Below are 21145 nucleotides of genomic sequence, written 5' to 3'. Positions count from 1 at the left end.
AGAGAAACCCGTTGAAAATTGTGCTGTTAGACCTAGGATAGCACAATTTTCATGCCGGTTGCGCAGAGATCACCATTGCCAATGGTTCGGAGCGTCCCAAGCTCTGCGGCGGGCCTCGGCGCCGGCTTCGGCGCGGGTCAGGCCAATATCCCTGAGTTGGGCATCCGACAACCGCGTCAGTTGCAGGCGCTGGCGGCGCAGTTGCAATGCGTCACGGATACGGCACAACAGGCTGCGTTTGCCGCAAGCTGTACGGGGTAGGTGGGTTACAGTGGAGGTCATTGAGTTTCCCTTTTCGCTTTTCGGATATGAAATCCGTTTTTCATCAAACTTCTTGATATATAACTGGCATAGGGTTATTCATTTGAGAAACGAATATTTGTTCGGCTTAACATCAAGGAATTTGATATGGTGCGAAATCTAGACATTACTGCGCTGCGCAGCTTTGTGGCTGTGGCCGATACCGGCGGTGTCACGCGGGCGGCGGCGCAATTGAACCTGACTCAATCGGCGGTCTCTATGCAGTTGAAACGGCTGGAGGAATCATTGGGGCAGAGCCTGCTCGACCGCGCCAATCGCAGCGTGACCCCGACCGCGCAAGGGGAGGTGATGCTTAGCTACGGGCGGCGCCTGTTGGCGCTGAATGATGAGGTCTGGAACCGTATGACCGACCAGAAGTTTGAGGGCGAGATCGTCTTTGGCGTGCCCCATGACATCGTCTATCCCCATATCCCGAAGGTGTTAAAACGGTTCTCTACGGCCTATCCCAAGGTCAAAGTAAAGATGGTGTCTTGCTACACATCAGAGCTGAAGCGCCAGTTCGAGGCGGGTGACTGCGATGTGATCCTGACGACAGAAACCGGTGGAGCAGAAGATTCGGTCCGCCTCACCAGTCTTGACCTCACATGGTACGGGGCACAGCAAGGGACCACTTGGAGGGAGCGCCCGTTGCGCGTTGCGTTTGAAACCCAGTGTATTTTCCGCCCGATTGCCCTCAAAGCGCTGGACGAAGCGCAGATACCTTGGGAGATGGCAGTGGAATCCATGTCTTCTATGACGGTAGAGGCGTCTTTAAGCGCGGACCTCGCGGTGCAAGCGCGCCTGAAAGGGACGGCGCCCCCATATCTGGAGGCAATCCCGCAGGGCGCTTTGCCGGACTTGCCGGAGTTCCAGATTAATATGATGGTCACTCCCGCCAGCCGCAATGAAATGGCACCGCTTCTGGCTGAAATGGTGCGCGAAGAGTACTGTTGTAGTGTGGAGCCATCGCAACGGATGCGACTTGCAGTCTAACCGCGCTGCATTCGGGCGCTAGGAACGGAGGGCTGGTTTCACGCCAGCCCTGAAAACACGATGCTTGGCATTGGAATCTTATAGCACCCCTCTGACAAGTATCGCGATGCCGCTTCATCTATTTCTTCTCGAATGGATGCCTGCACGCTGACCTCTTGCCTGTGTAGTATCAGCGGAACGCGGACACCGAACGTCATGAAGAACTCAAAGAAACTGGGGCCCGGTGCATAAAGAATATTTTCGACAATCTCTGCCTTGATGTCGGTGAAACCGGCCTTTTGCATCATTTCTGAAACATGAGTTTCGTTAGACAAAGCGTATGCATCCGGCGCTGGGTCTGCCCGAGCCATGTCCGCATGGCTTTTAATAACATCAAGCAGCAGTTGATAACATTCAGACCGATCCGGCCCGAGCCATTGACTAAAAGCAAATCTGCCGGCTGGCTTTAGAACACGCCTAGCCTCTGCTATTGCACGTTCAGGGTCAGTCACGTGAAATAAAACAAAGTTGCACAGCACTGCATCAAAAGTACCATCTCGCATCGGCAAATTTTCAATGTCAGCGATGGAAAACTTGATGTCCGGAAATTGGGTTTTGGCCTGCTCGACCATTCCTTCAGAGAAGTCGATGCCCTCAACGTCTGCGCCAAGCAACTTCGCAGTTGCTGCTACATAACCCGGTCCGCAGCCCGCATCCAGAATCTTCGCGCGGGGGAAAATACGAGCGTGGTCCAGCAGCTTGGGAATAGTTTGAAGTGTGGCCCGTGCAGTAGCATCGCCGTAAATGTTGGCACGCGAAGACCAACCGTCGCGCTCGCCATCTCTAAATGCCGAATAATCCACCTTTGATCTCCTTTGCCCTCCCCCCGAACAAAGTATACCAGATTTTGGCAATCGCAGCAAAGTTGCCGTCGATTGGGGAATGTTAGGGGCGGGTTTGACGCCCCTGTTGGCAACTTACGCGGTGGTAATCACGACTTTACCGGTCGCCTTGCGGGTGCGTAGCAGTTCCAGACCCTCGTTGGCTTGTTCCATCGGCAGGGTATGGCTGACATGGGGTTTGATCTTGCCGTCTGCATACCACTCCAGCAGTTTGGCCAGACTGTCGTTCAGCACTGCGGGGTTGGTTTTGGAATATCCGCCCCAGTAATAGCCGATCACTGTCAGGTTTTTCACCAGCAGGATGTTGGCTGGAATTAGGGGCACCTCGCCCGAGGCAAAACCTAGCGGGATCAGGCGGCCTTCGGGGTTCGTGGCACGCAAAGCCTCTTTGAACAGGTCGCCGCCGATGGGATCATAGACAACATCTGCGCCGCCAAGCGCCTTAACCTGTTCGCGCAAATCGCCGCTGTCGGAATCAATCAGGTGATCCGCGCCAGCTTCTTGCGCGATCTTCAGCTTTTCAGCGCCGCGCGCCACGGCGATAACTTCAGCCCCCATCAGTTTACCCAGTTCGACTCCGGTCAGGCCGACGCCGCCAGACGCGCCAAGCACCAGCAGGCGTTCGCCCGACTGCATCCGCGCCCTGTGGTCCAGCGCAAGATGGGCGGTGCCATAGCCAACAGGGAAGGCTGCCGCATCGACCATCGGCATGGTGTCTGGAATAGGCAGGCAAATGTCCGCATCCACCGCGGCATATTCGGCAATGCCACCACTGCCGATGTAAGACATAACCCTCTGGCCCACGGTAAGGCGGTCAACATCTGTGCCGACGGCTTCGATGATTCCGGATATTTCCATCCCGATGGTGAATGGCATCTGCGGTTTTTCCTGATAGGTGCCTTTCACCATCAGCGTATCTGCGAAATTCAGCGCACAGGCGGCAACGCGGATCAGCACCTGTCCGCTGGTCGGTTCCGGTTTCTGAACCTCACGCAATTCCAGCGGGGTTTCGTGGCGGATGACTTGCATTGCACGCATTCGTGTTTTCCTCCTCATAATTTTGCTAAGGTCTAAACGAAGTTTATGCAGAGGTGAAACGGGGGATTCTGCCGAATAAACGCACAAATGAGACTTTTAGTGAAAGAAAAGGCAAAAAAGTTTTTGCATAATGCAAAAAAATCTGCATTTTCGCTCTCAGACCCGCGAACATGTTAAACGATCACCTTTAGATTGCATGCAATTTGCGTTAGCACGTTAAGAGAAAGTTCATGGGGGCGAATGTGGGATGAGTCGCCCTACGGTTAAATTAATAAATCAAATTTTGAAAAGCAGATCCGCCTACCGCCCGTATTTGGGATGGGCGGAATTAATTTGTCATTAGACAGGACAGTGGAGACTCTTTTTATGAAACATCCAGTTGATATTCATGTTGGTAAGCGCGTGCGGCACCGTCGTTGGATGCTTGGCGTGACACAACAACAGCTTGGCACCAAAGTCGGTATCAAGTTCCAACAAATCCAGAAGTACGAAACCGGTATGAACCGGATCAGTGCATCGCGGCTTTGGGACATTGCCGAAGCTCTGGAAGTTCCTGTCAGCTTCTTCTTTGAAGGGTTCGATAAATCGGACGAGATCCTCGAGGCGGAAATGCAGGCTGCTGGCGAAGCGCAGCAAGGCGATCTTCTTTCGGATAAAGAGGCGCTTGAACTGGTGCGTTCCTACTATGCAATTCCCGAGAATCAGCGCCGCAAGCTTTTTGATCTGGCCAGAGTCCTTAGCGCAAGCTGAACCATCCGGCTGGATTATCGCCCCGTTTCAGGCTAGACGCGCAGTTGTTTCAGACAACGAAGTAATAATTGAGCGCGCCTATGCCTAAGACTGCCCCGTTATCACCCGATTTACATGACGAACTGGTTGGCGTTGCCCATCTGCTTGCAGATGCAGCGCGCCCCATTGCCTTGCAGTATTTTCGCGGGGCCGGGCAGGATATCGAAAACAAACTGGCCGGAGATTTCGATCCGGTCACTGTGGCAGATCGCCTGATCGAGCAAAAGATGCGGGAACTTTTGGCAGAGCATCGACCGCAGGACAGCATCCTTGGCGAAGAATTTGCCGCCTATGAAGGCAGCAGCGGGCTGACGTGGGTACTTGATCCGATTGACGGCACACGGGGCTTTATTTCGGGCACACCCACATGGGGCGTATTGATCGCAGTCGGGCCCGAAGACGGCCCGTTGATCGGTATGATTGACCAGCCCTTCACAAGCGAACGGTTTGTCGGAACGCCGCAATTCGCACAGTTGCAGCATCCCAGCGGCGATCGCCCCTTGGAGGTGAGAAAGTTAGTGGATTTACAAGACGCTATCCTGTTCACGACCTTTCCAGAGATTGGCACCAAGCAGGAGCAAGCCGCGTTTAATCGGGTGCGTGATCGGGTGAAACTGGCCCGCTACGGGATGGATTGCTACTCTTACGGGTTGCTCGCTGCGGGGCAGATCGATCTAGTGGTTGAGGCACAGTTGAATGCCTATGACATTCAGGGCCCTCTGGCTGTGATCCAAGCTGCCGGAGGTATTGTGACCAACTGGCAGGGCGGTCCTGCCCACAATGGCGGGCAGGTCATTGCGGCTGGTGATCCCACGCTTCATGCCGCCGCCTTGAAACTGTTGCAGTCTGATGGCGCGGTATAAAGGACGGGTGTAAGAGCCGTCAGTAGTGTCCGGATTTAATTCCGTTATAGAAATCAAATGTTTCCAGCGGAATAACGCCCGATACGATGACCCCGAACAGACCCAGCCAGATCACCGCAGAAATACCGGTCACAATTAGTGCCCGCTTGCCAAGTTGAGGGTTCGCAGGGGCTGAGGGCGGGGTGCCTTTGACCACATCACCATCTTCGGTCTGACTCTTGAGCCGGATCGGAAGGACGATAAACAGGGTCATAAACCAGACCACTGCATAAAGAACGAGAGCTGCGCCGATTGTCATCTAGATTTGTTCCAGTTCAACAAGGGTTCCGGTGAAGTCTTTGGGGTGGAGGAAAAGAACAGGTTTGCCGTGGGCGCCGATCTTCGGCTCGCCGCTGCCCAGAACCCGTGCTCCGCTGGCTTGCAGCCGATCCCGCGCCGCAAGAATATCGTCCACTTCGTAGCAGATATGATGGATGCCGCCGGCAGGGTTCTTGTCAAGAAACCCCTGAATGGGAGAATTCTCGCCCAGCGGGTAGAGCAATTCGACCTTGGTGTTGGGCAGTTCGATAAACACAACCGTAACCCCGTGATCCGGTTCGTCCTGCGGTGCGCCCACATTCGCCCCAAGCGTATCGCGGTACTGCGCACAGGCTGCTTCCAGATCCGGCACGGCAATCGCCACGTGATTCAAACGTCCAATCATCTTAATCTCCTCTAGTCCGGTCAGTCAGATATGGCGCGCAGCTCCGGTCTTGGCAACGCGACAAAGGGCGCATCCGCTTGGTGGACTCGCTTATTTTAAGAAAACCTTACGCTTATTAGGAAACTGTTAGCACATTTGGGGTTCAATGAGGCGAGTTCCTTGCAACTAATCGGGGGGCAGACATGCCACATGATATAGATCCCTTTACTGCCAGTTTCGCCCGCAGCAGACCATTGTTGGGGGTGACGATCCTTCTGGCTGAAGACAGCAGGTTTTGTTCGGAAGCTGTTCGTTTGATGGCTTTGCGCAGCGGGGCGCGGTTGCGTCGCGCGGATTGCATAAGGTCCGCTTATAGCCACCTGAAACTATATAAACCGGATTTGGTGATCGTTGATCTGGGGCTGCCGGATGGATCAGGGCTTGATCTGATTCGCGATCTTGCCGGACAAAACAGGCCCGAGCAGACCATCATCGCCCTGAGCGGGGATAACAGTGACGGGGTGGAGGCAAGGGTGTTGAAGGCAGGGGCGCAAGGTTTTCTGACCAAACCTATCCGCAGTCTTTCAATTTTTCAGGATCGCATTGTTTCGGTGCTGGCCGTCCATCGTGCGGGGCAAGCCCATACTGCCACGCCGGTGACATTTGACGTAGGGGACACGATGGATCTCGACCGGCAGGCGCTGTTTGATGATCTGGACCGCATAAGCAAAATCCTTGAAACGGCGCTCCCGGACGGCGACCGCCAGCAATTGCGCTATTGTGCGCAATTTGTGGATAGTGTTGGCCAAACCGCACGCGATGCAGAGCTTACACAACACGCGCGGCGGTTCTTCCGGCAGATGGAAACCGGGGCGCAAGGGCACATTAGTGGACAGCAGATGTTGCAAATTCTACGCCGCAAACTTTCAGAGAACACACCCCTGATCCGCAACCGCGAATATGTGGCGTGACCCTGCGGGCAGGCCTCCAAAACAGTAATGTGAAAGGGTGAAAAAAAGGCGGAATGCCGTTTTAAGACTATCAGTCCGGCCAGTTTCAGCGCAGATTTGCCTTATGACATATCTCTCGAATCCCTGGCGGTCCAAGGGCCTGCCCCCGCAATCCGGTTTGGCCGATGGTCAAATCACAACGGACGATCACCTTGTTCTTAAGCTTCTCAGCCACTGTCCGGCCCACGCTGCGACACCGTTGGTCTGCGCGCAGGAACTGGCTGGCACGCTCGGCATTGAAAGCCTATACATTAAGGATGAACGCACGCGCATGGGGCTGGGCAGTTTCAAAGCGCTCGGGGCTGCGTTCTCTATCGCGAAGACGGCCTATCTGAAAGCGGGCGACGCCATCGCCGATCCGCAGGTGGCGAAAACAGCGTTGAAGGGTCAGGTGTTTGTGACGGCCAGTGCTGGAAACCACGGGCTCTCTGTGGCAGCAGGGGCCAGAGTTTTCGGCGCGCGCGCGGTGATCTATCTGGCGCAAACGGTGCCATCCGGTTTCGCGCAACGTTTGCGTGATATAGGGGCCGATGTGGTCGTGGAAGGCGCGGATTACGAGGCGAGCATGGATGCCGCCGCCAAAGCAGCAGGCGATAACGGCTGGCGCTTGCTATCGGACAGCACGTGGGAAGATGATACCTCTGGCCAGGATGTGATGGAGGGGTATCTGGCGCTGAGCGCGGAGATGTTCGCGCAATATGAGGCAAAAAACGATGCGCCACCCACGCACGTTTATTTGCAAGCTGGCGTTGGCGGACTGGCGGCAGCCGTGGCTGCGTCTTTGCGCCAGCATTGGGGGGATGACGTGCAGATCACAGTCGTGGAACCCACCGCCGCACCTGCGTTATTGGAAAGCATCCGTGCAGGAAAACCTGTGGCGACTGAGGGGCCTGCGTCCAATATGGGGCGGCTGGATTGTAAGGAACCTTCGCATCTTGCGCTCAAAGCGCTGGCACAGGATGCAGACGGCTTTTTGACGCTCCAAGACGGTGATGTAGCGGAAAAGATAGAGCAACTTGAACCCTTTGGCTTGCAAACCTCTCCGTCAGGTGGCGCAGGCTTTGCCGGCGCCGTGTCCGATGCGGCGCAACTTGGCGCAAAGGCGCGGGTATTGGTGATTCTGTCAGAAGGTCCGGCGGATGACTGATTTTCCGGCCGCCGAATTTGCAGCCCGTTTCAAACGGGCGCAAACCCTTATGGCGGCGGCCGATTTCGACGCGCTTTTGCTTACTACAGAGGCAGAAGTCAGGTATTTTACCGGTTTCCGCAGCCTGTTCTGGCAGAGCCCAACCCGCTCGTGGTTTGTCATCCTGCCCCAATCCGGAGCACCCGTGGCTATCATTCCGGCCATCGGCGCGGATTTGATGGGGCGAACCTGGATCAATGACATACGCAGCTGGCCCAGCCCGCGCGGGTTTGACGAAGGCATCAGCCTGTTGGTCGAAGCATTGTCGCCCTACCGCAGAATCGGCCTGCCCATGGGCGAGGAATCCAGCCTGCGGATGCCATTAACCGATTTCCAAACGCTGCAATCCTCTCTGAAAGCAAAGTTTGCAGATTGTACCCCGCTGATAAAATCCCTGCGAACGGTCAAATCCGAAGCGGAAATCGAGATTCTGAAAGAAATCTGCCAGATCGGTTCCCGCGCGTTCTCCCGCGTTCCAGATTTCGCAACTGCAGGCACACCATTGTCCGAGGTGTTCCGACGCTTCCGCATCGCTTTGCTGGAAGAAGGCGCCGAAGAAACGCCCTATGTCGTGGGCGGCGCAGGGCAGGGCGGCTATACGGATGTGATCTCGCCGCCGGACGCATCGCCACTGGCGCAGGGTGATGTGCTGATGCTGGACACAGGTGCCAGCCTGAAAGGATATTTCTGCGATTTTGATCGAAACTTTGCTATCGGCACCGCCAGTGACGCAGCCCGCGCGGCCCACGCTCGGCTTTGGGATGCAACCGAAGCGGGGTTGGAGGCCGCCCGCGCGGGGACAACGACGGCGCAGCTTTTTGTGGCGATGCAAAGCGTGTTGAAAGGCGGGTCCGATGTGGGGCGCTATGGTCACGGGCTCGGGATGCAGTTGACGGAATGGCCGTCCATCGCCGCCCATGACCACACCGAATTGCAGGCGGGGATGGTTCTGACGCTGGAGCCCTCGCTAATGTTGGATGAAACCCGTATGATGGTGGTCGAAGAAAACATCCTGATCACCAAAGATGCTCCGGTGCTGCTGACGCAGCGTGCACCGCGTGAGCTGCCGGTGATCTGACACAACAAGGCAGGGGCGCATATGGCACAGCAATTTGAAACCGATCAGGGCTACGGGGATCATGCGGCGCTGGGCCTGATTGTTCTGTCCACAGATGAGACCATGGAACCTGAGCTGTCCGGCGTCTTCGGCCCCGCAAGGGTTCCAGTCTATCACAGCCGCTTGCCCAGTCAGGCAGATGTGACGCCAGAAACGCTGGCGCAAATGGAAGCGGACCTCCCTGCGAGCGCGGCGCTTCTGCCACAGGGTGTGTCTTTCGGGGCGATCGGCTACGGCTGCACGTCCGGCGCGACCATTATTGGCGAAGACCGCGTTGCGGCCTGTGTCCACACCTCTCATGAGGGTGTTCCTGTGACAAACCCGATGTCCGCCGTCATGGCCGCCTGCCGTGCGCTTGGGGCGGAAAAGATCGGATTTCTAACGCCTTATGTGGCAGATGTCTCGGCGGCGATGCGTAACTTGTTGGAAGATAATGGTTTTGCCATCACGGGTTTCGCCAGCTTTGAAGAAGGGCGCGAAAAAGTTGTCGCTCGAATTGCAGAAAAGTCAGTGCTGACAGCGGTTGAGGAACTGGGGCAGGGAGATTGCGATCTGGTCTTTGCCTCCTGCACCAACCTGCGCGCGTTCAACATAATTGAACAGGCCGAGGCGCGGATCAACAAGCCGGTAATTTCCAGCAATTCCGCGCTGGCATGGCATCTGGCCCATCTGGCGGGGCGCAAGGTGCCGGGGCCGGGGCGGTTGTTTGCGCTCTGAACCATGTTAATCCGGACGGATGGGGCTATTTCTTGGGGTTTTCCTTTGGCAAAGGGCTGGTTAGAAGGTGTCGATGACTTTTAGGCGGGACTGAACCGATGGCGATGGAAAAGAATTTTGATGCGGCCAAATCCGAGGCGGCAATTTTCGAGAAATGGGAAACGGCAGGGGCCTTCCGCGCGGGAGCCAACAAATCCCGCGATGAAGCTTTCACCATCATGATCCCGCCGCCCAACGTGACGGGCGCGCTGCACGTGGGCCATGCGTTCAACAACACTTTGCAGGACATTATGATCCGCTGGCACCGGATGCGCGGCTTTGATACACTCTGGCAGCCCGGACAGGATCACGCGGGTATTGCGACCCAGTTGCAGGTGGAAAAACAGCTTGCTGCGGAAGGCGGACCGACCCGCGCCGAAATGGGCCGCGATGCGTTTTTGCAGCGGGTTCACGCATGGAAAGACGAAAAAGGCGGCACCATTATTTCCCAGCTGAAACGCCTTGGCGCGTCCGCGGATTGGGAGCGAAACGCCTTTACCATGGACAAGAATTTCCATGATGCGGTGCTGAAAGTTTTCGTCGATCTTTACAACAAGGGCCTGATCTATCGCGGTAAACGGCTGGTAAACTGGGACCCCCATTTTGAAACCGCCATTTCCGATCTGGAAGTCGAAAATATCGAGATCGACGGCCATATGTGGCACTTCAAGTATCCGCTGGCGGGTGGCGAAACCTATGAATACGTAGAAAAAGACGAGGACGGCAATGTCACCCTGCGCGAAACGCGGGACTATATTTCCATCGCGACAACGCGGCCTGAAACCATGCTGGGGGACGGTGCGGTTGCGGTGCACACCAAAGACGAACGCTATGCGCCGATTGTGGGCAAACTTTGCGAAATTCCGGTTGGTCCAAAAGAACACCGCCGCCTGATCCCGATCATCACCGACGATTACCCCGATCCCGAATTCGGGTCCGGCGCTGTGAAGATTACTGGTGCGCATGATGCGAACGACTATGGCGTGGCCAAGCGTAACAATATTCCGCTGTATCGTTTGATGGATACGAAGGCGCGGATGCGCGATGACGGTATGGCCTATGCCGATGCGGCCGAACGGGCCGGTGAACTGGCCAAAGGGGGCGACTTTACCGAGTCGGACGTGGAGCAGATCAATCTGGTGCCCGATGCCTATCGCGGTATGGACCGGTTTGAGGCCCGCAAGGCAGTGATCGCAGATATTGACGCCGAAGGTCTGATGATCGAGGTGGAGGACAAGAAAATCCAGCAACCTTTCTGTGACCGATCCAAAGTGGTGATGGAGCCGATGCTGACCGACCAGTGGTACGTGGACGCGGCCAAACTGGCGGTGCCTGCGCTGGAAAAGGTGAAGGATGGGACCGTTCGCATCCTGCCGGAGCGGGACAAGAAGGTTTACTACCACTGGATGGAAAACATCGAGCCGTGGTGCATTTCCCGCCAGCTTTGGTGGGGTCATCAGATCCCCGTTTGGTACGGTCCGCGAATGGAAAACGGCCAGATTATTCCGCAGGCCCCGTGGAAGGAATTCTGTGCGGCCAATGAATCCGATCTGACCAAACAGACACTGGATTACTACGGCGGCACGGTGCTGCTGGTGGATGAAGAGCCCGAAAACGTCACCCTTGGTGGGCCACTCGGGCTGGCCGGAGCAGTGCCTGTCTGGCGTGATCCGGACGTGCTCGATACGTGGTTTTCCTCCGGTCTCTGGCCCATCGGGACGCTCGGCTGGCCCAATGACACCGAGGAACTGAAACGGTATTTCCCGACTTCCACGTTGATCACCGGCTTTGACATCCTGTTTTTCTGGGTCGCACGGATGATGATGATGCAGCTGGAGGTGGTGAAGGAAATCCCCTTTGATACGATCTACTTGCACGCACTTGTGCGGGACGAGAAGGGCGTGAAAATGTCCAAAACGCTCGGCAATGTGGTGGACCCGCTGGACCTTATCGACGAATTTGGTGCGGATGCGTTGCGATTTACCATGACCTCTATGGCGGCTCTTGGCGGGACGCTGAAACTGTCAGTGGATCGGGTGAAGGGAAACCGGAACTTTGGCACCAAACTGTGGAACGCAGCAAGGTTTGCAGAGTTCAACGAAGCTACGCCCCAGCCTGATTTTGATCCTTCCAAGGTTGAGCAAACGCTCAACAAATGGATCGTGGGTGAAACCGCGAAGGTGCGTGAAACGGTTGACACCGCGTTGGAGCAATACCGCTTTAACGACGCGGCCAACGGGCTTTATGCCTTTGTCTGGGGCAAGGTTTGCGACTGGTATGTGGAGCTGTCCAAACCATTGTTGCAAGGCGATGACGAAGCCGCCAAGGCGGAGACCAAGGCGACCCTGTCCTGGACGCTGGATCAATGCCTGATCCTGTTGCACCCGATTATGCCATTTATTACCGAACAACTTTGGGGTGATATTGCTGAACGCCAGAAGATGTTGATTCATGCGGATTGGCCGACCTATGGCGCGGAACTGGTAGATGCGGATGCAGACCGCGAGATGAACTGGGTGATCAGCCTGATCGAACAGGTCCGCTCGGTACGCTCTGAAATGCGGGTGAATGCCGGTGCAAAAATTCCGATGGTGCAGCTGGCATTGGATGATGCCGGTAAGGCGGCGCTGGATCGCAACCTGCCGATGATCATGCGTCTGGCGCGGATTTCCGAACTGACCTCTGCGCAAGAGGCGCCAAAGGGCGCGGTGACATTGCCGGTAGAGGGCGGCTCCTTCTGTTTGCCTTTGGCTGATGTCATTGATGTTGAAGAAGAAAAGGCGCGTTTGCAAAAGGCGATCGACAAGCTTGGCAAGGAAATCGGCGGGTTGAAAGGCAAGCTGGCTAACGAAAAATTCGTCGCCAACGCGCCCGAAGCCGTCGTGGCCGAGAACCGCGACCGTCTGGAAGCCGCAGGTGTTGAACAGGACACCCTGCAAGCGGCGTTTGATCGGGTTGCCGCGCTCGGCTAATCAAAAAAACCGCAAAAAAAGACCCCGGCTCAAAGGCCGGGGTTAGTCTGGGCTGCGCGGTATAATCGCGCGGGTTGCGTCTGTGAGGCAGAACCAAGCAACCAGAGCCCGAGGGGTAAGAGCAGTTACCCGAAACAATCAGTGTGGGGCGCCAAGGCTTGGAAACAGGGTTCCCGTGGCCGGATCATGGCGCAAAGTCAGGAAGGCTTTGTCATCCTCCATCGGCGCGGCATGAACCAGATTGAGCTTTCGCAAGTCGAGAACGGGGAGCGCCCGTTTCGCACGATTTACGCGGTTCGTGAAATCTTTCAAACGTATCGGTTTCATTGGCAGCCACCCTATCTGGCAGTTTCTACACAATATAAGGTAGGTCGGGACGGCGGATCGTCAACACGGGGTAGCCGTGGGGGCTATGTAGGGCATCCGGTGGGCGCTTTGGGAAACGGTTGCAAAAATCGCTATTCTGCAAGCTTGGTACCCTTCGCAGCATGATCTGCTATCAGTTTCCAATATCTCTGTCGGCTCTTAGCCTTGTAGGCCCAGCCGTGATCGTGTTGAAGAGTGTAAAGACTTTATGCTGCGGATGAGGAGACAGCCATGACCGGCCCGATGTACACAAAACTGGTGGAAACCCTGCCGTCAGCAGTGCCTTTTGTCGGGCCGGAAACACAGGAACGGGCGCGGGGTCGCAGCTTTGCAGCACGTCTTGGTGCCAATGAGAACGTCTTTGGTCCAAGCCCCCACGCCATTGCTGCAATGACCAAAGCCGCCGGAGAGGTCTGGCAGTACGGCGATGCAGAAAGCTATGATCTGAAACAGGCGCTGAGCCGGTTGCATTCCATTGAGCCGGAAAACATCATTGTTGGCGAAGGAATCGACGGTCTGCTCGGCTATATCGCGCGGATGTTTGTTGAACCGGGTGTGAAGGTTGTGACGTCTCAAGGGGCTTATCCTACGTTCAACTACCATGTGGCAGGGTTTGGCGGCGAACTGGTGACGGTGCCGTTTAAGGGCGATTACGAAGACCCCGTTGCGCTGATGGAAAAAGCGGCAGAAGTCGGCGCGCGGTTGGTCTATCTGTCCAACCCCGACAACCCGATGGGCACGGTTCATAGCGCCGATGTCATTCAAGCTGCGATTGATGCGGTGCCGGAGAACTGCCTGTTTATCCTAGACGAAGCCTATATCGAATTTGCCCCCGACGGCCATGCACCTGCGCTTGATACCGAGGACCGCAGGGTGATCCGGATGCGCACGTTTTCAAAGGCTTACGGCATGGCAGGCGCACGAATCGGTTACGGGATCGGGCAGGCGGATCTGATCACCAGTTTTAATAAAATCCGCAACCATTTCGGGTTGAGCCGGATCAGTCAGGCAGGGGCGCTCGCGGCGGTACAGGACCAGCGCTATTTGCAACAAACCGTGCAAAGAGTGGCGCAGGGGCGCAAGCGGATTGAAGAAATCGCGGCAGAGCAGGGGTTGTCTGTGGTGCCCTCCGCTACCAATTTTGTCGCCATTGATTGCGGGCAGGATGCGGCCTTTGCTAAGGCGGTTTTGGATCAACTGGTAGCGCGGGACATTTTCGTCCGGATGCCCTTTGTTGCGCCGCAGAATCGCTGTATCCGCCTGTCGGTCGGGACGCCTTCGGATTTGTCCTTGTTCGAATTGCAATTCCCGCTCGCGCTGGAAGCGGCCAGCGGCGATTAACTATAGTACTGCGCTTAAAACAGCGAGCGCGGCGATCTCGGCGATTTGCTGGCATCCGCCCAAGACATCGCCGCTATAGCCCCCGATCCGCCGCCAAGCCAGCCAGCAAAGCGGCAGGCAAACCAAAAGCGTCACCAGCATCAGCGGGATCGCCAGCAGGCCAAGGCACAGTAGAGAGAGCACCAGCGCAAGCGCGGCGGCGACAAGGACTGTAGGCGCGGTAACCATACCGACGGTTGCCGCAAATCCATCCGGCCGCGCCAGCGGCATTGCATACATAACCAGCACCATTGGCAGACGGCTGATCGCGCCCACGGCAACGAAGGCGGCCAGCCAATTCCCTTCGATAACAGTGCCATAACCGGACCACCGTGCCAGAAGGACCACGATTAAGGTGGCCGCGCCAAATGCGCCGATGCGGCTGTCTTTCATGATTTCCAAACGGCGGGCTGGTGTGGTTCCCCCGCCAAATCCATCGGCACAATCCGCGATGCCGTCTTCGTGCAAAGCGCCTGTCATCAGCATCAGTACACCCAACCCGCTCGCCGAAGCGATGCCTGTCGAAACGCCGATCCAATGGAGCGATATCGCAATCAGACCGGCCACCAGCCCCAGAACCGCCCCGACCAGAGGATAGGCCCAAGCAGCCTGCGCTGCCCGTTCACCGGCCCGCGCATGGTTAACGGGCAAAGGAATGCGCGTCAGAAGGGTGAAAGCGGCGGCAATGTCTACCGGATCGAGATCGGGTTTGGCAAACCCTGTACTGCGCATGTCGTTCATGGGGGGTAGGCCTTCGCGAATCCGGTGTTACAGCGTGGAATTTATGGGTAAACACAGCGCCAGACAACAAAACTTCCGCCACGGACGGGCGTAAACGGGGATAACTGACCTATGACACAACCTTTTTCGAGCCTTGCAGACTTTAAGGCCGTTTTGGAGCAGGCAAGCGGTCCGGACGGGTCCGCAATTGAGGCAGCGCAAGAGCGCAATAACCAGTTAACCAAACCACCAGGCGCGTTGGGCCGGCTCGAAGATTTGGCCGTTTGGTATGCCGGATGGCGCGGGGATGCTACGCCAAGGATTGAAAACCCCCAAGTTGTTGTTTTCGCTGGAAATCACGGTGTTGCCGCGCGGGGTGTTTCCGCCTTTCCGGCAGAGGTAACAGCCCAGATGGTGATGAACTTTCAACACGGCGGGGCGGCGATTAACCAGCTCTGCGCCACTTTCGGGGCCAATCTGGACGTGATCGCACTGGATCTCGATACGCCCACAGCCGATTTCACTGCCGGTCCCGCGATGAGCGAAGACGAAGTGGTTACTGCGCTATCCACCGGCTGGAACGCTGTTGATCCAGCGGCGGATTTGTTCGTAGCCGGAGAGATGGGGATCGGAAACACCACCTCCGGCGCGGCGATCTGTGCAGCTCTGTTTAGCGGCAGCGCAGAGGATTGGGTCGGGCGTGGCACCGGAGTTGACGATGCAGGATTGGCTTTGAAAGCGCGGGTCGTCACCGAGGGTTTGGCGGCAAATCCGCAGGCAAAAGGCAATGGACTAGAGACGTTGCGCTGTTTAGGCGGCCGCGAACTGGCGGCGATGGCGGGGGCGATCGCGTCGGCGCGCTTTCATAAAATACCCGTAATAATTGATGGATTTATTTGCACGGCCGCTGCTGCTTGTCTGGAAAAGACCTGTGAAGGTGCGCTTGATCATACCGTGGCCGGCCACCAGTCCCGTGAAGCAGGCCATGTGCAGGCGTTGCAGGAAATTGGAAAAGAACCTCTACTTTCTATGGGGTTGCGGCTTGGTGAAGGGTCTGGCGCAGCCTTGGCTATCGGCGTTCTCAAAGCGGCACTTGACTGTCATTCCGGCATGGCCACCTTTGCGCAGGCAGGTGTAACGGACGGCGGATGATCGTGGGGCGATAGAGGAATTGTTAAGGAATCAGCGCTAGCGTCTACCTATTCCAGTCAGGGATGGGCGGACGACAGCTTGAAACACGATACGATCTCACAAGAACACCCTCGAACGCTAAGCGACCTACAGCGGTTTGAGGAAGCCTCCTCGGAGGCTGGTCTTATGCGCCGCTACATTCGGGGCCGTACGGCGGCGCTGCCGGTGCGCCTGATATTGGCGATCGTCGGTTGTGCGCTCATTTCGGCGTTAATCTCACCTTATTATGCGCTGCTTGTGGCAATTGTCGTTTTTCCGTTAGAAATGCTGGAATATTTGATACTTGCGCGGGTCCGGCAGCGGGAGAATTTCGTCGGCATTGGGGTCAGTTACCGCGTTACCCTCGTCAGCCTTTTGCAAGTTTCGGGTCTCGGCGCAGGTGTGGTAATGGCAGGCACATATTCCGAAAGTTTGCGAATGTTCAGTTGGGCCTATCTGTTCGGGGCCATCATGAATTCCCTTTTAATGGCGCGTTTCCATCCCCCGTCCCACAAAGTCAGGCTTTTTGTATTGGGATTGGCGGGGGCCATCATTCTGGTTCATTCCGTTCTTAACCGTTCTGCCAAAGTTGAGGTGATTGCATCCGAACTGGCGGCCGTTGCCTCTATGATCTTGATCGTCGCTTATCTCTTCTCGCATCTGGCGCACAGGGGGAACCGCAGCCGCGAAGCTGAACGCGCGCTTATCATGAAATCAGAAGAAGCTGGCCGTCTTGCGCTGGTAGCAGAGCACGCATCGGATAGCATCGTGTTGATGGACACGGATCGGAAAGTGACGTGGGTAAATTCCCGCTTTACTGCCCTAACCGGTTATACTGCGGGGGAGGTGATCGGCCGAAAAATCGGTGATCTGCTCAACCACCAATTCACAGACTTGCGCGTTGTCGAAAACATGGAGCAAAAGGTATCGGGCGGCACGCCCGCAACGGCACGAATTCGAAACCGGACGAAGGCGGGTAGGGCATTTTGGATGGAAACACACCAAACTCCGTTTTATTGCGAAAACGGCTCCGTCGCTGGCTATATCGCAGTGGAGCGCGATGTAACCGAGACGGTCCGACAAGAGAAAGAACTGCGTGATGCGCTTGTCCGCGCTAAGAAAGCGGGTGCGGCCAAGACCGAGTTCTTATCCCGCATGAGCCACGAATTGCGCACCCCGGCAAACGGGTTGTGCGGCGGGGTTGAGCTTCTTAAAGACACGAGGCTGAGCTTGGACCAGACTGAGGCCCTGAACATTCTCGATAGTTCCACCAAGAGGCTCTCAGGTCTCGTAGATAATATCAATATCGTCGCGGATATGGAAGCTGGCAAGCTGAGACCAAACCCCCGACCTTTCATGATAAGTGATATTCTTGAACAGGTTACAGATGCCTATCGACAGGAAAGTGATGACAAAGGTCTAAGTCTCCGGGTTGTAATAGAACCCTCGGCGCAGAAGCCTTTGATTGCCGACCCTGACATTCTACAGCGTATTTTTTGTCGCCTGATTAGCAACGGCGTTAAGTTTACAAATGCGGGCGGCATCACAATAAAAGTTGAAAAGGTTAAGGCAGTGCGTTTAGAGGTGACGATCAGAGACACTGGCGTCGGGATCGATCCAGACAATCTACTTCGAATATTCGATACTTTTGAACAACAAGACAGCGCGATGACCCGTTCCTTTGACGGGGCGGGGCTGGGGCTTTCTAGCGCCCGTGATCTCGCGCGATTGCTGGGGGCGAAGATTAAGATCGAATCCAAGCCAGGCGCGGGCTGCACAGTCCTACTCTCCCTTCCATTGGAGCCGGTCAAAGGCGGAATTGACGCAATTCCCAGATCGGATGCTACGCCGGGCAAAGCGATACTCGGCCATAAAAGGTTGTTGGTTGCAGAAGATAACAACACAAATCGGCTCTTGATAAAAACCATGTTGAAAAACGCTGGGCACGAGTTGGAATTCGCAGATGACGGCGTACAGGCGGTCGAACAATATACCCGAAACCGTTATGACTGCATATTAATGGACATTAGCATGCCCAACAAAAACGGTTTGGATGCCACGCGGGATATTCGCGCCATTGAAACCGATAAAGGACTGCGGCGCTGTCCGATTGTGGCTGTAACGGCGAATACCTCAGGGGAAGACCGGCGAAGATGCGCAGCTGCGGGCATGGACGGATTTTTAGCCAAGCCACTTACGAAACAGCGTTTGCTCGAAACAATCGGTCACATCGGTGTGCCCGTGAGCGAAGAGCCTATAATTACACACTGAGATGGATGTTTGAACTTAGGACAAGGAAGGGATTTGCCCCGTCAAGTCAGCGGTACTTCGTCGGCAAGAAAGGGGAAAGGTCCATGTTCGTTTGTTTCCCACCAATCAAATCCGCAATGATCCGGCCCGTTTTAGGTCCGGCTGTCAACCCGACATGTTGGTGGCCTAACGCTGCGTATGCAGTTTTGCTTTCGTCCGTGGCGCCGATCAGGGGAAGGCTATCCGGAGTGGAGGGGCGGTGCCCCATCCATTCATCCATCCTTTCGTAGCTGAGATCAGGGAAAATTTCAGCAACGTGTTTTTTCAGCAGTTCGAGCGGCGCGGCCGAAGGGCCCTTGCTTAATCCACCAAACTCGACAACGCCCGCACAGCGGATGCGACCAGCCATTGGGGTGATGACAAATTTTCCGGCAGCAACCATCATCGGTGCTTTGGGCATATGTGAGGGGTTAACCAATTCAATATGATACCCCCGTTCACTTTCAAGCGAAATATCAAGGCCCATTTTCCGGCCAATGGGTTTGGACCAAGCTCCAAGTGCCAGTACCGTATGATCCCCGCGCTGTTCGCCCACGTCGGTCATAACACCGCGAAGGCCGGTCGCATCGCGGATAACATCAGTAACTTCCGCTATCACGAGTTCACCACCTTCTTTTACGAAGTGATGGGCAAGCGCCCGAACATATGCGCCCGGGTCGCTAATCCGGCCGTGATTTTTGCAGCGCACCACGATACCGAAATGCTCGGCGTAGAGGGGGTCGTATGCGGCAAATTCAGCACCGGTTTGCACCTTGAAGACCACTCCGTTGTCCTTCCGGATTTTCCAACCATAGGCGTCGGCTTCAAAGCTTTGCTTTGAGGGGTAGCCGAAACAAAAATCTTCCTCTGTAATAAAGTCTTCGGCTCCGGTTCCCGCGGCAAGGGCGCGGTGTTGATCCACGCTGTCATGCAACAGACCCGCCATCGCTGCGGCAAAGCTGGTCACATGCGCGTCTGTTGAGTGGCGCAGAAACTTCCAAAGAAACGGTATCATTTTCGGCAAATAGGACCATTTCACAAAAAGTGGGCTGTTTTTATCCAACACCATGCCAGGCGCTTTGCGCCACAGACCCGGAGTTGTAACCGGGACGATGGCCCCCGACGCAAGCACACCTGCATTGCCATAAGATGTTCCTGCTGCCGGACCCTCGCGATCCACAACGGTGATGGTATGCCCCGCCCGCTGCAACCAAATTGCCGTCGATATGCCGACGATGCCTGCTCCGGCAACTATTATTTTAGCCATAATGTCTCGCAAATTTCTTCATGTTCAGGAGTATCGAAGGCCGAGCGGTTTGCAAAAGAAATCTGTGATTTGTGGTGCAAATTAATCCAGTTCTTCTGCAACATAATCTCCTAATCCACATCAGGTTTTCGGTCCTATGATGGTTAAGAATATGAATTTGTAATGGATTTCACGCATCACCCTGCAAATATGAAGCGTCATAATAGACGCTTCATAAATGAAGCTTCCTAGTGGTAGGGTGATCACCTGCTTGTTTAATCTGCAAATGTGTCGAAGGCTTTCAGCGCCTTGGCCGAATAGGCATATGATGGGCCGCCGCCCATATACGTCGCCATCGCCAAAGCTTCGCAGAGTTCTTCTCGTGTCAGGCCAAGCCGGACAAGGGACTTCACGTGAAAGCCGATGCAACTGTCACAGCGCGTTGCGATCGCGATCCCCAGAGCCATTATTTCTTTGGTTTTCTCAGACAGAGCGCCGGATTTTTTTGCAGCCGCACCCATCTTATTAAAGCCGGCGACAGTTTCGGGAATTTCTTTCGAAAGTGCCCCGATGTCGGCCTGCGCGCCCTTCATGAAATCGTCCCAATCCATCATTTTCTCCTTAGTTGCGTTCGTCCGCGCCCATTCGCCGTTCCAACCATCGTACACCCGCGCTGATGATGAGCACTAAAACCAGATATTCCAGAATGAGAAATGTGTAGAGTTCTAGCGGGCGGTATTCGCTGACCACCAGTTCGTTGGCGCGTCGGGTTAGTTCCTGCATGCCGATAACGCTGGCGAAGGCGGACATTTTTACGATATAAATGAACTGGTTTGCCAGTGGGGGCAGGATGCGCCGGATCGCTTGGGGCAGGATCACGTATCGCATGGTTTGCGTATAGCTCAGCCCGACGGTTTGGGCGGCCTCGGTCTGTCCGCGCGCGATGGATTGGATGCCGGAGCGGTATATTTCGGCTGTGAACGCGCTGTCCGACAGTGCCAGCGTGATGACCGCGCCCCAGAACGGGTCAATCGGTATGTTGAGCCCCATAGATTTGAAAATAATCGGCAACCCGTAGAATACCCAGAACAACATGGGCAGCAGCGGGATGGAGCGTACAAATTCTACGTAGATCCGGTTAATAATTCGTAACCAACGCCGGTGGGACAGTGCGGGAAGTGCGACTAACAGTCCAATGGCGATGGAAAATGCGGCAGCAATCAGGGATATCAGAATGGTATTGCCCATTCCGTTGATCAGGAACTTGATGTTGATCCAGCCGGATTTTGTTGTGGGATCAATGACGTACCATCCCCAAATATCTGAAGAAGCACAGCCAGAGAGCAGCAGAAAGGCGAGCAGGGCTGGCAGATTTTTCACAGGCATC

General features: G+C 55.6%; 21 protein-coding genes. 11 read left to right on the top strand and 10 right to left on the bottom strand.

All coding sequences use genetic code 11. From position 1 onward, the window contains the following. Positions 1–69: 69 nt before the first annotated feature. On the bottom strand, positions 70–282 hold the full coding sequence (locus IEX10_RS05665) for a YjiS-like domain-containing protein (RefSeq protein ID WP_188671873.1): 213 nt from the start codon (positions 280–282) through the stop codon (positions 70–72). Positions 283–408: 126 nt separating this feature from the next. Between IEX10_RS05665 and IEX10_RS05660 the strand changes: the two genes are divergently transcribed. Further along, a complete protein-coding gene (locus IEX10_RS05660) occupies positions 409–1293 on the top strand; it encodes a LysR family transcriptional regulator (protein ID WP_188671870.1) in 885 nt (294 codons plus the stop codon). 38 nt (positions 1294–1331) lie between these two features. Here IEX10_RS05660 and IEX10_RS05655 read toward each other — a convergent pair whose 3' ends face one another. Both IEX10_RS05655 and IEX10_RS05650 read right to left on the bottom strand, forming a co-directional pair. Next, positions 1332–2135: a class I SAM-dependent methyltransferase gene (locus IEX10_RS05655; RefSeq protein WP_188671867.1), complete on the bottom strand. Its 804-nt coding sequence runs from the start codon at positions 2133–2135 to the stop codon at positions 1332–1334. Between the two features lie 114 nt (positions 2136–2249). Continuing rightward, entirely contained in the window at positions 2250–3212 is a 963-nt protein-coding gene (locus tag IEX10_RS05650; RefSeq protein WP_188671864.1) for an NADPH:quinone oxidoreductase family protein, read from the bottom strand. A gap of 366 nt (positions 3213–3578) precedes the next feature. On the opposite strand from IEX10_RS05650, the gene IEX10_RS05645 reads away from it, so the two are divergent. Both IEX10_RS05645 and IEX10_RS05640 read left to right on the top strand, forming a co-directional pair. Next, positions 3579–3962, top strand: coding sequence for a helix-turn-helix domain-containing protein (locus IEX10_RS05645; protein ID WP_188671862.1), 384 nt, complete (start codon positions 3579–3581; stop codon positions 3960–3962). An 80-nt stretch (positions 3963–4042) separates the two neighbouring features. Further along, entirely contained in the window at positions 4043–4864 is an 822-nt protein-coding gene (locus IEX10_RS05640) for an inositol monophosphatase family protein (protein ID WP_188671859.1), read from the top strand. A 19-nt stretch (positions 4865–4883) separates the two neighbouring features. Here the strand turns inward: IEX10_RS05640 and IEX10_RS05635 are convergent, their stop codons facing one another. Continuing rightward, positions 4884–5162 (bottom strand): DUF1467 family protein, encoded by a 279-nt coding sequence (locus IEX10_RS05635; RefSeq protein WP_188671856.1) that lies wholly within the window; start codon positions 5160–5162, stop codon positions 4884–4886. Next, the gene (gene mce / locus IEX10_RS05630) at positions 5163–5567 is read right to left on the bottom strand and encodes a methylmalonyl-CoA epimerase (RefSeq protein WP_069300226.1); all 405 of its coding nucleotides are present in this window, start codon (positions 5565–5567) and stop codon (positions 5163–5165) included. Between the two features lie 182 nt (positions 5568–5749). Here mce and IEX10_RS05625 point away from each other — a divergent pair, with 182 nt between their 5' ends. The 5 genes from IEX10_RS05625 to IEX10_RS05605 all read left to right on the top strand — a co-directional run bounded on the left by IEX10_RS05625 (position 5750) and on the right by IEX10_RS05605 (position 12587). Next, on the top strand, positions 5750–6517 hold the full coding sequence (locus IEX10_RS05625; protein ID WP_188671853.1) for a response regulator: 768 nt from the start codon (positions 5750–5752) through the stop codon (positions 6515–6517). A gap of 103 nt (positions 6518–6620) precedes the next feature. After that, positions 6621–7703, top strand: coding sequence for a pyridoxal-phosphate dependent enzyme (locus IEX10_RS05620; RefSeq protein ID WP_188671850.1), 1083 nt, complete (start codon positions 6621–6623; stop codon positions 7701–7703). Further along, positions 7696–8820 (top strand): M24 family metallopeptidase, encoded by a 1125-nt coding sequence (locus IEX10_RS05615; RefSeq protein ID WP_188671847.1) that lies wholly within the window; start codon positions 7696–7698, stop codon positions 8818–8820. The genes IEX10_RS05620 and IEX10_RS05615 overlap by 8 nt, the downstream gene beginning before the upstream one ends. A 21-nt stretch (positions 8821–8841) precedes the next feature. After that, positions 8842–9576, top strand: a complete 735-nt coding sequence (locus IEX10_RS05610) for a maleate cis-trans isomerase family protein (protein ID WP_188671844.1) — start codon at positions 8842–8844, stop codon at positions 9574–9576. A 98-nt stretch (positions 9577–9674) separates the two neighbouring features. Further along, positions 9675–12587 carry a valine--tRNA ligase gene (locus IEX10_RS05605; protein ID WP_188671841.1) on the top strand — a complete coding sequence of 971 codons (2913 nt, stop codon included), beginning with the start codon at positions 9675–9677 and terminating at the stop codon, positions 12585–12587. A 138-nt stretch (positions 12588–12725) separates the two neighbouring features. Here the strand turns inward: IEX10_RS05605 and IEX10_RS05600 are convergent, their stop codons facing one another. Further along, positions 12726–12914, bottom strand: coding sequence for a hypothetical protein (locus IEX10_RS05600; protein WP_188671827.1), 189 nt, complete (start codon positions 12912–12914; stop codon positions 12726–12728). A 270-nt stretch (positions 12915–13184) separates the two neighbouring features. Between IEX10_RS05600 and IEX10_RS05595 the strand changes: the two genes are divergently transcribed. After that, a complete protein-coding gene (locus tag IEX10_RS05595) occupies positions 13185–14294 on the top strand; it encodes a pyridoxal phosphate-dependent aminotransferase (RefSeq protein ID WP_188671824.1) in 1110 nt (369 codons plus the stop codon). Here the strand turns inward: IEX10_RS05595 and IEX10_RS05590 are convergent, their stop codons facing one another. Then, complete coding sequence (locus IEX10_RS05590; protein ID WP_229678444.1) at positions 14295–15074, bottom strand: adenosylcobinamide-GDP ribazoletransferase; 780 nt, start codon at positions 15072–15074, stop codon at positions 14295–14297. 111 nt (positions 15075–15185) lie between these two features. Here IEX10_RS05590 and cobT point away from each other — a divergent pair, with 111 nt between their 5' ends. Beyond that, entirely contained in the window at positions 15186–16205 is a 1020-nt protein-coding gene (gene cobT / locus IEX10_RS05585) for a nicotinate-nucleotide--dimethylbenzimidazole phosphoribosyltransferase (RefSeq protein ID WP_188671821.1), read from the top strand. 645 nt (positions 16206–16850) lie between these two features. After that, entirely contained in the window at positions 16851–18494 is a 1644-nt protein-coding gene (locus tag IEX10_RS05580) for a PAS domain-containing hybrid sensor histidine kinase/response regulator (protein ID WP_188671819.1), read from the top strand. A 46-nt stretch (positions 18495–18540) separates the two neighbouring features. On the opposite strand, the gene IEX10_RS05575 is transcribed toward IEX10_RS05580, so the two are convergent. The 3 genes from IEX10_RS05575 to IEX10_RS05565 form a co-directional block, all read right to left on the bottom strand. Then, positions 18541–19779, bottom strand: a complete 1239-nt coding sequence (locus IEX10_RS05575; protein ID WP_188671815.1) for an NAD(P)/FAD-dependent oxidoreductase — start codon at positions 19777–19779, stop codon at positions 18541–18543. A 254-nt stretch (positions 19780–20033) separates the two neighbouring features. Then, entirely contained in the window at positions 20034–20369 is a 336-nt protein-coding gene (locus IEX10_RS05570; RefSeq protein WP_188671813.1) for a carboxymuconolactone decarboxylase family protein, read from the bottom strand. Positions 20370–20379: 10 nt separating this feature from the next. Then, a complete protein-coding gene (locus tag IEX10_RS05565; RefSeq protein ID WP_229678443.1) occupies positions 20380–21138 on the bottom strand; it encodes an amino acid ABC transporter permease in 759 nt (252 codons plus the stop codon). Between the last annotated feature and the right edge of the window lie 7 nt (positions 21139–21145).

The organism is Neptunicoccus cionae (genome assembly GCF_014643735.1).
Lineage (GTDB): Bacteria > Pseudomonadota > Alphaproteobacteria > Rhodobacterales > Rhodobacteraceae > Amylibacter > Amylibacter cionae.
This window is presented reverse-complemented; position numbering and strand designations above follow the sequence as displayed.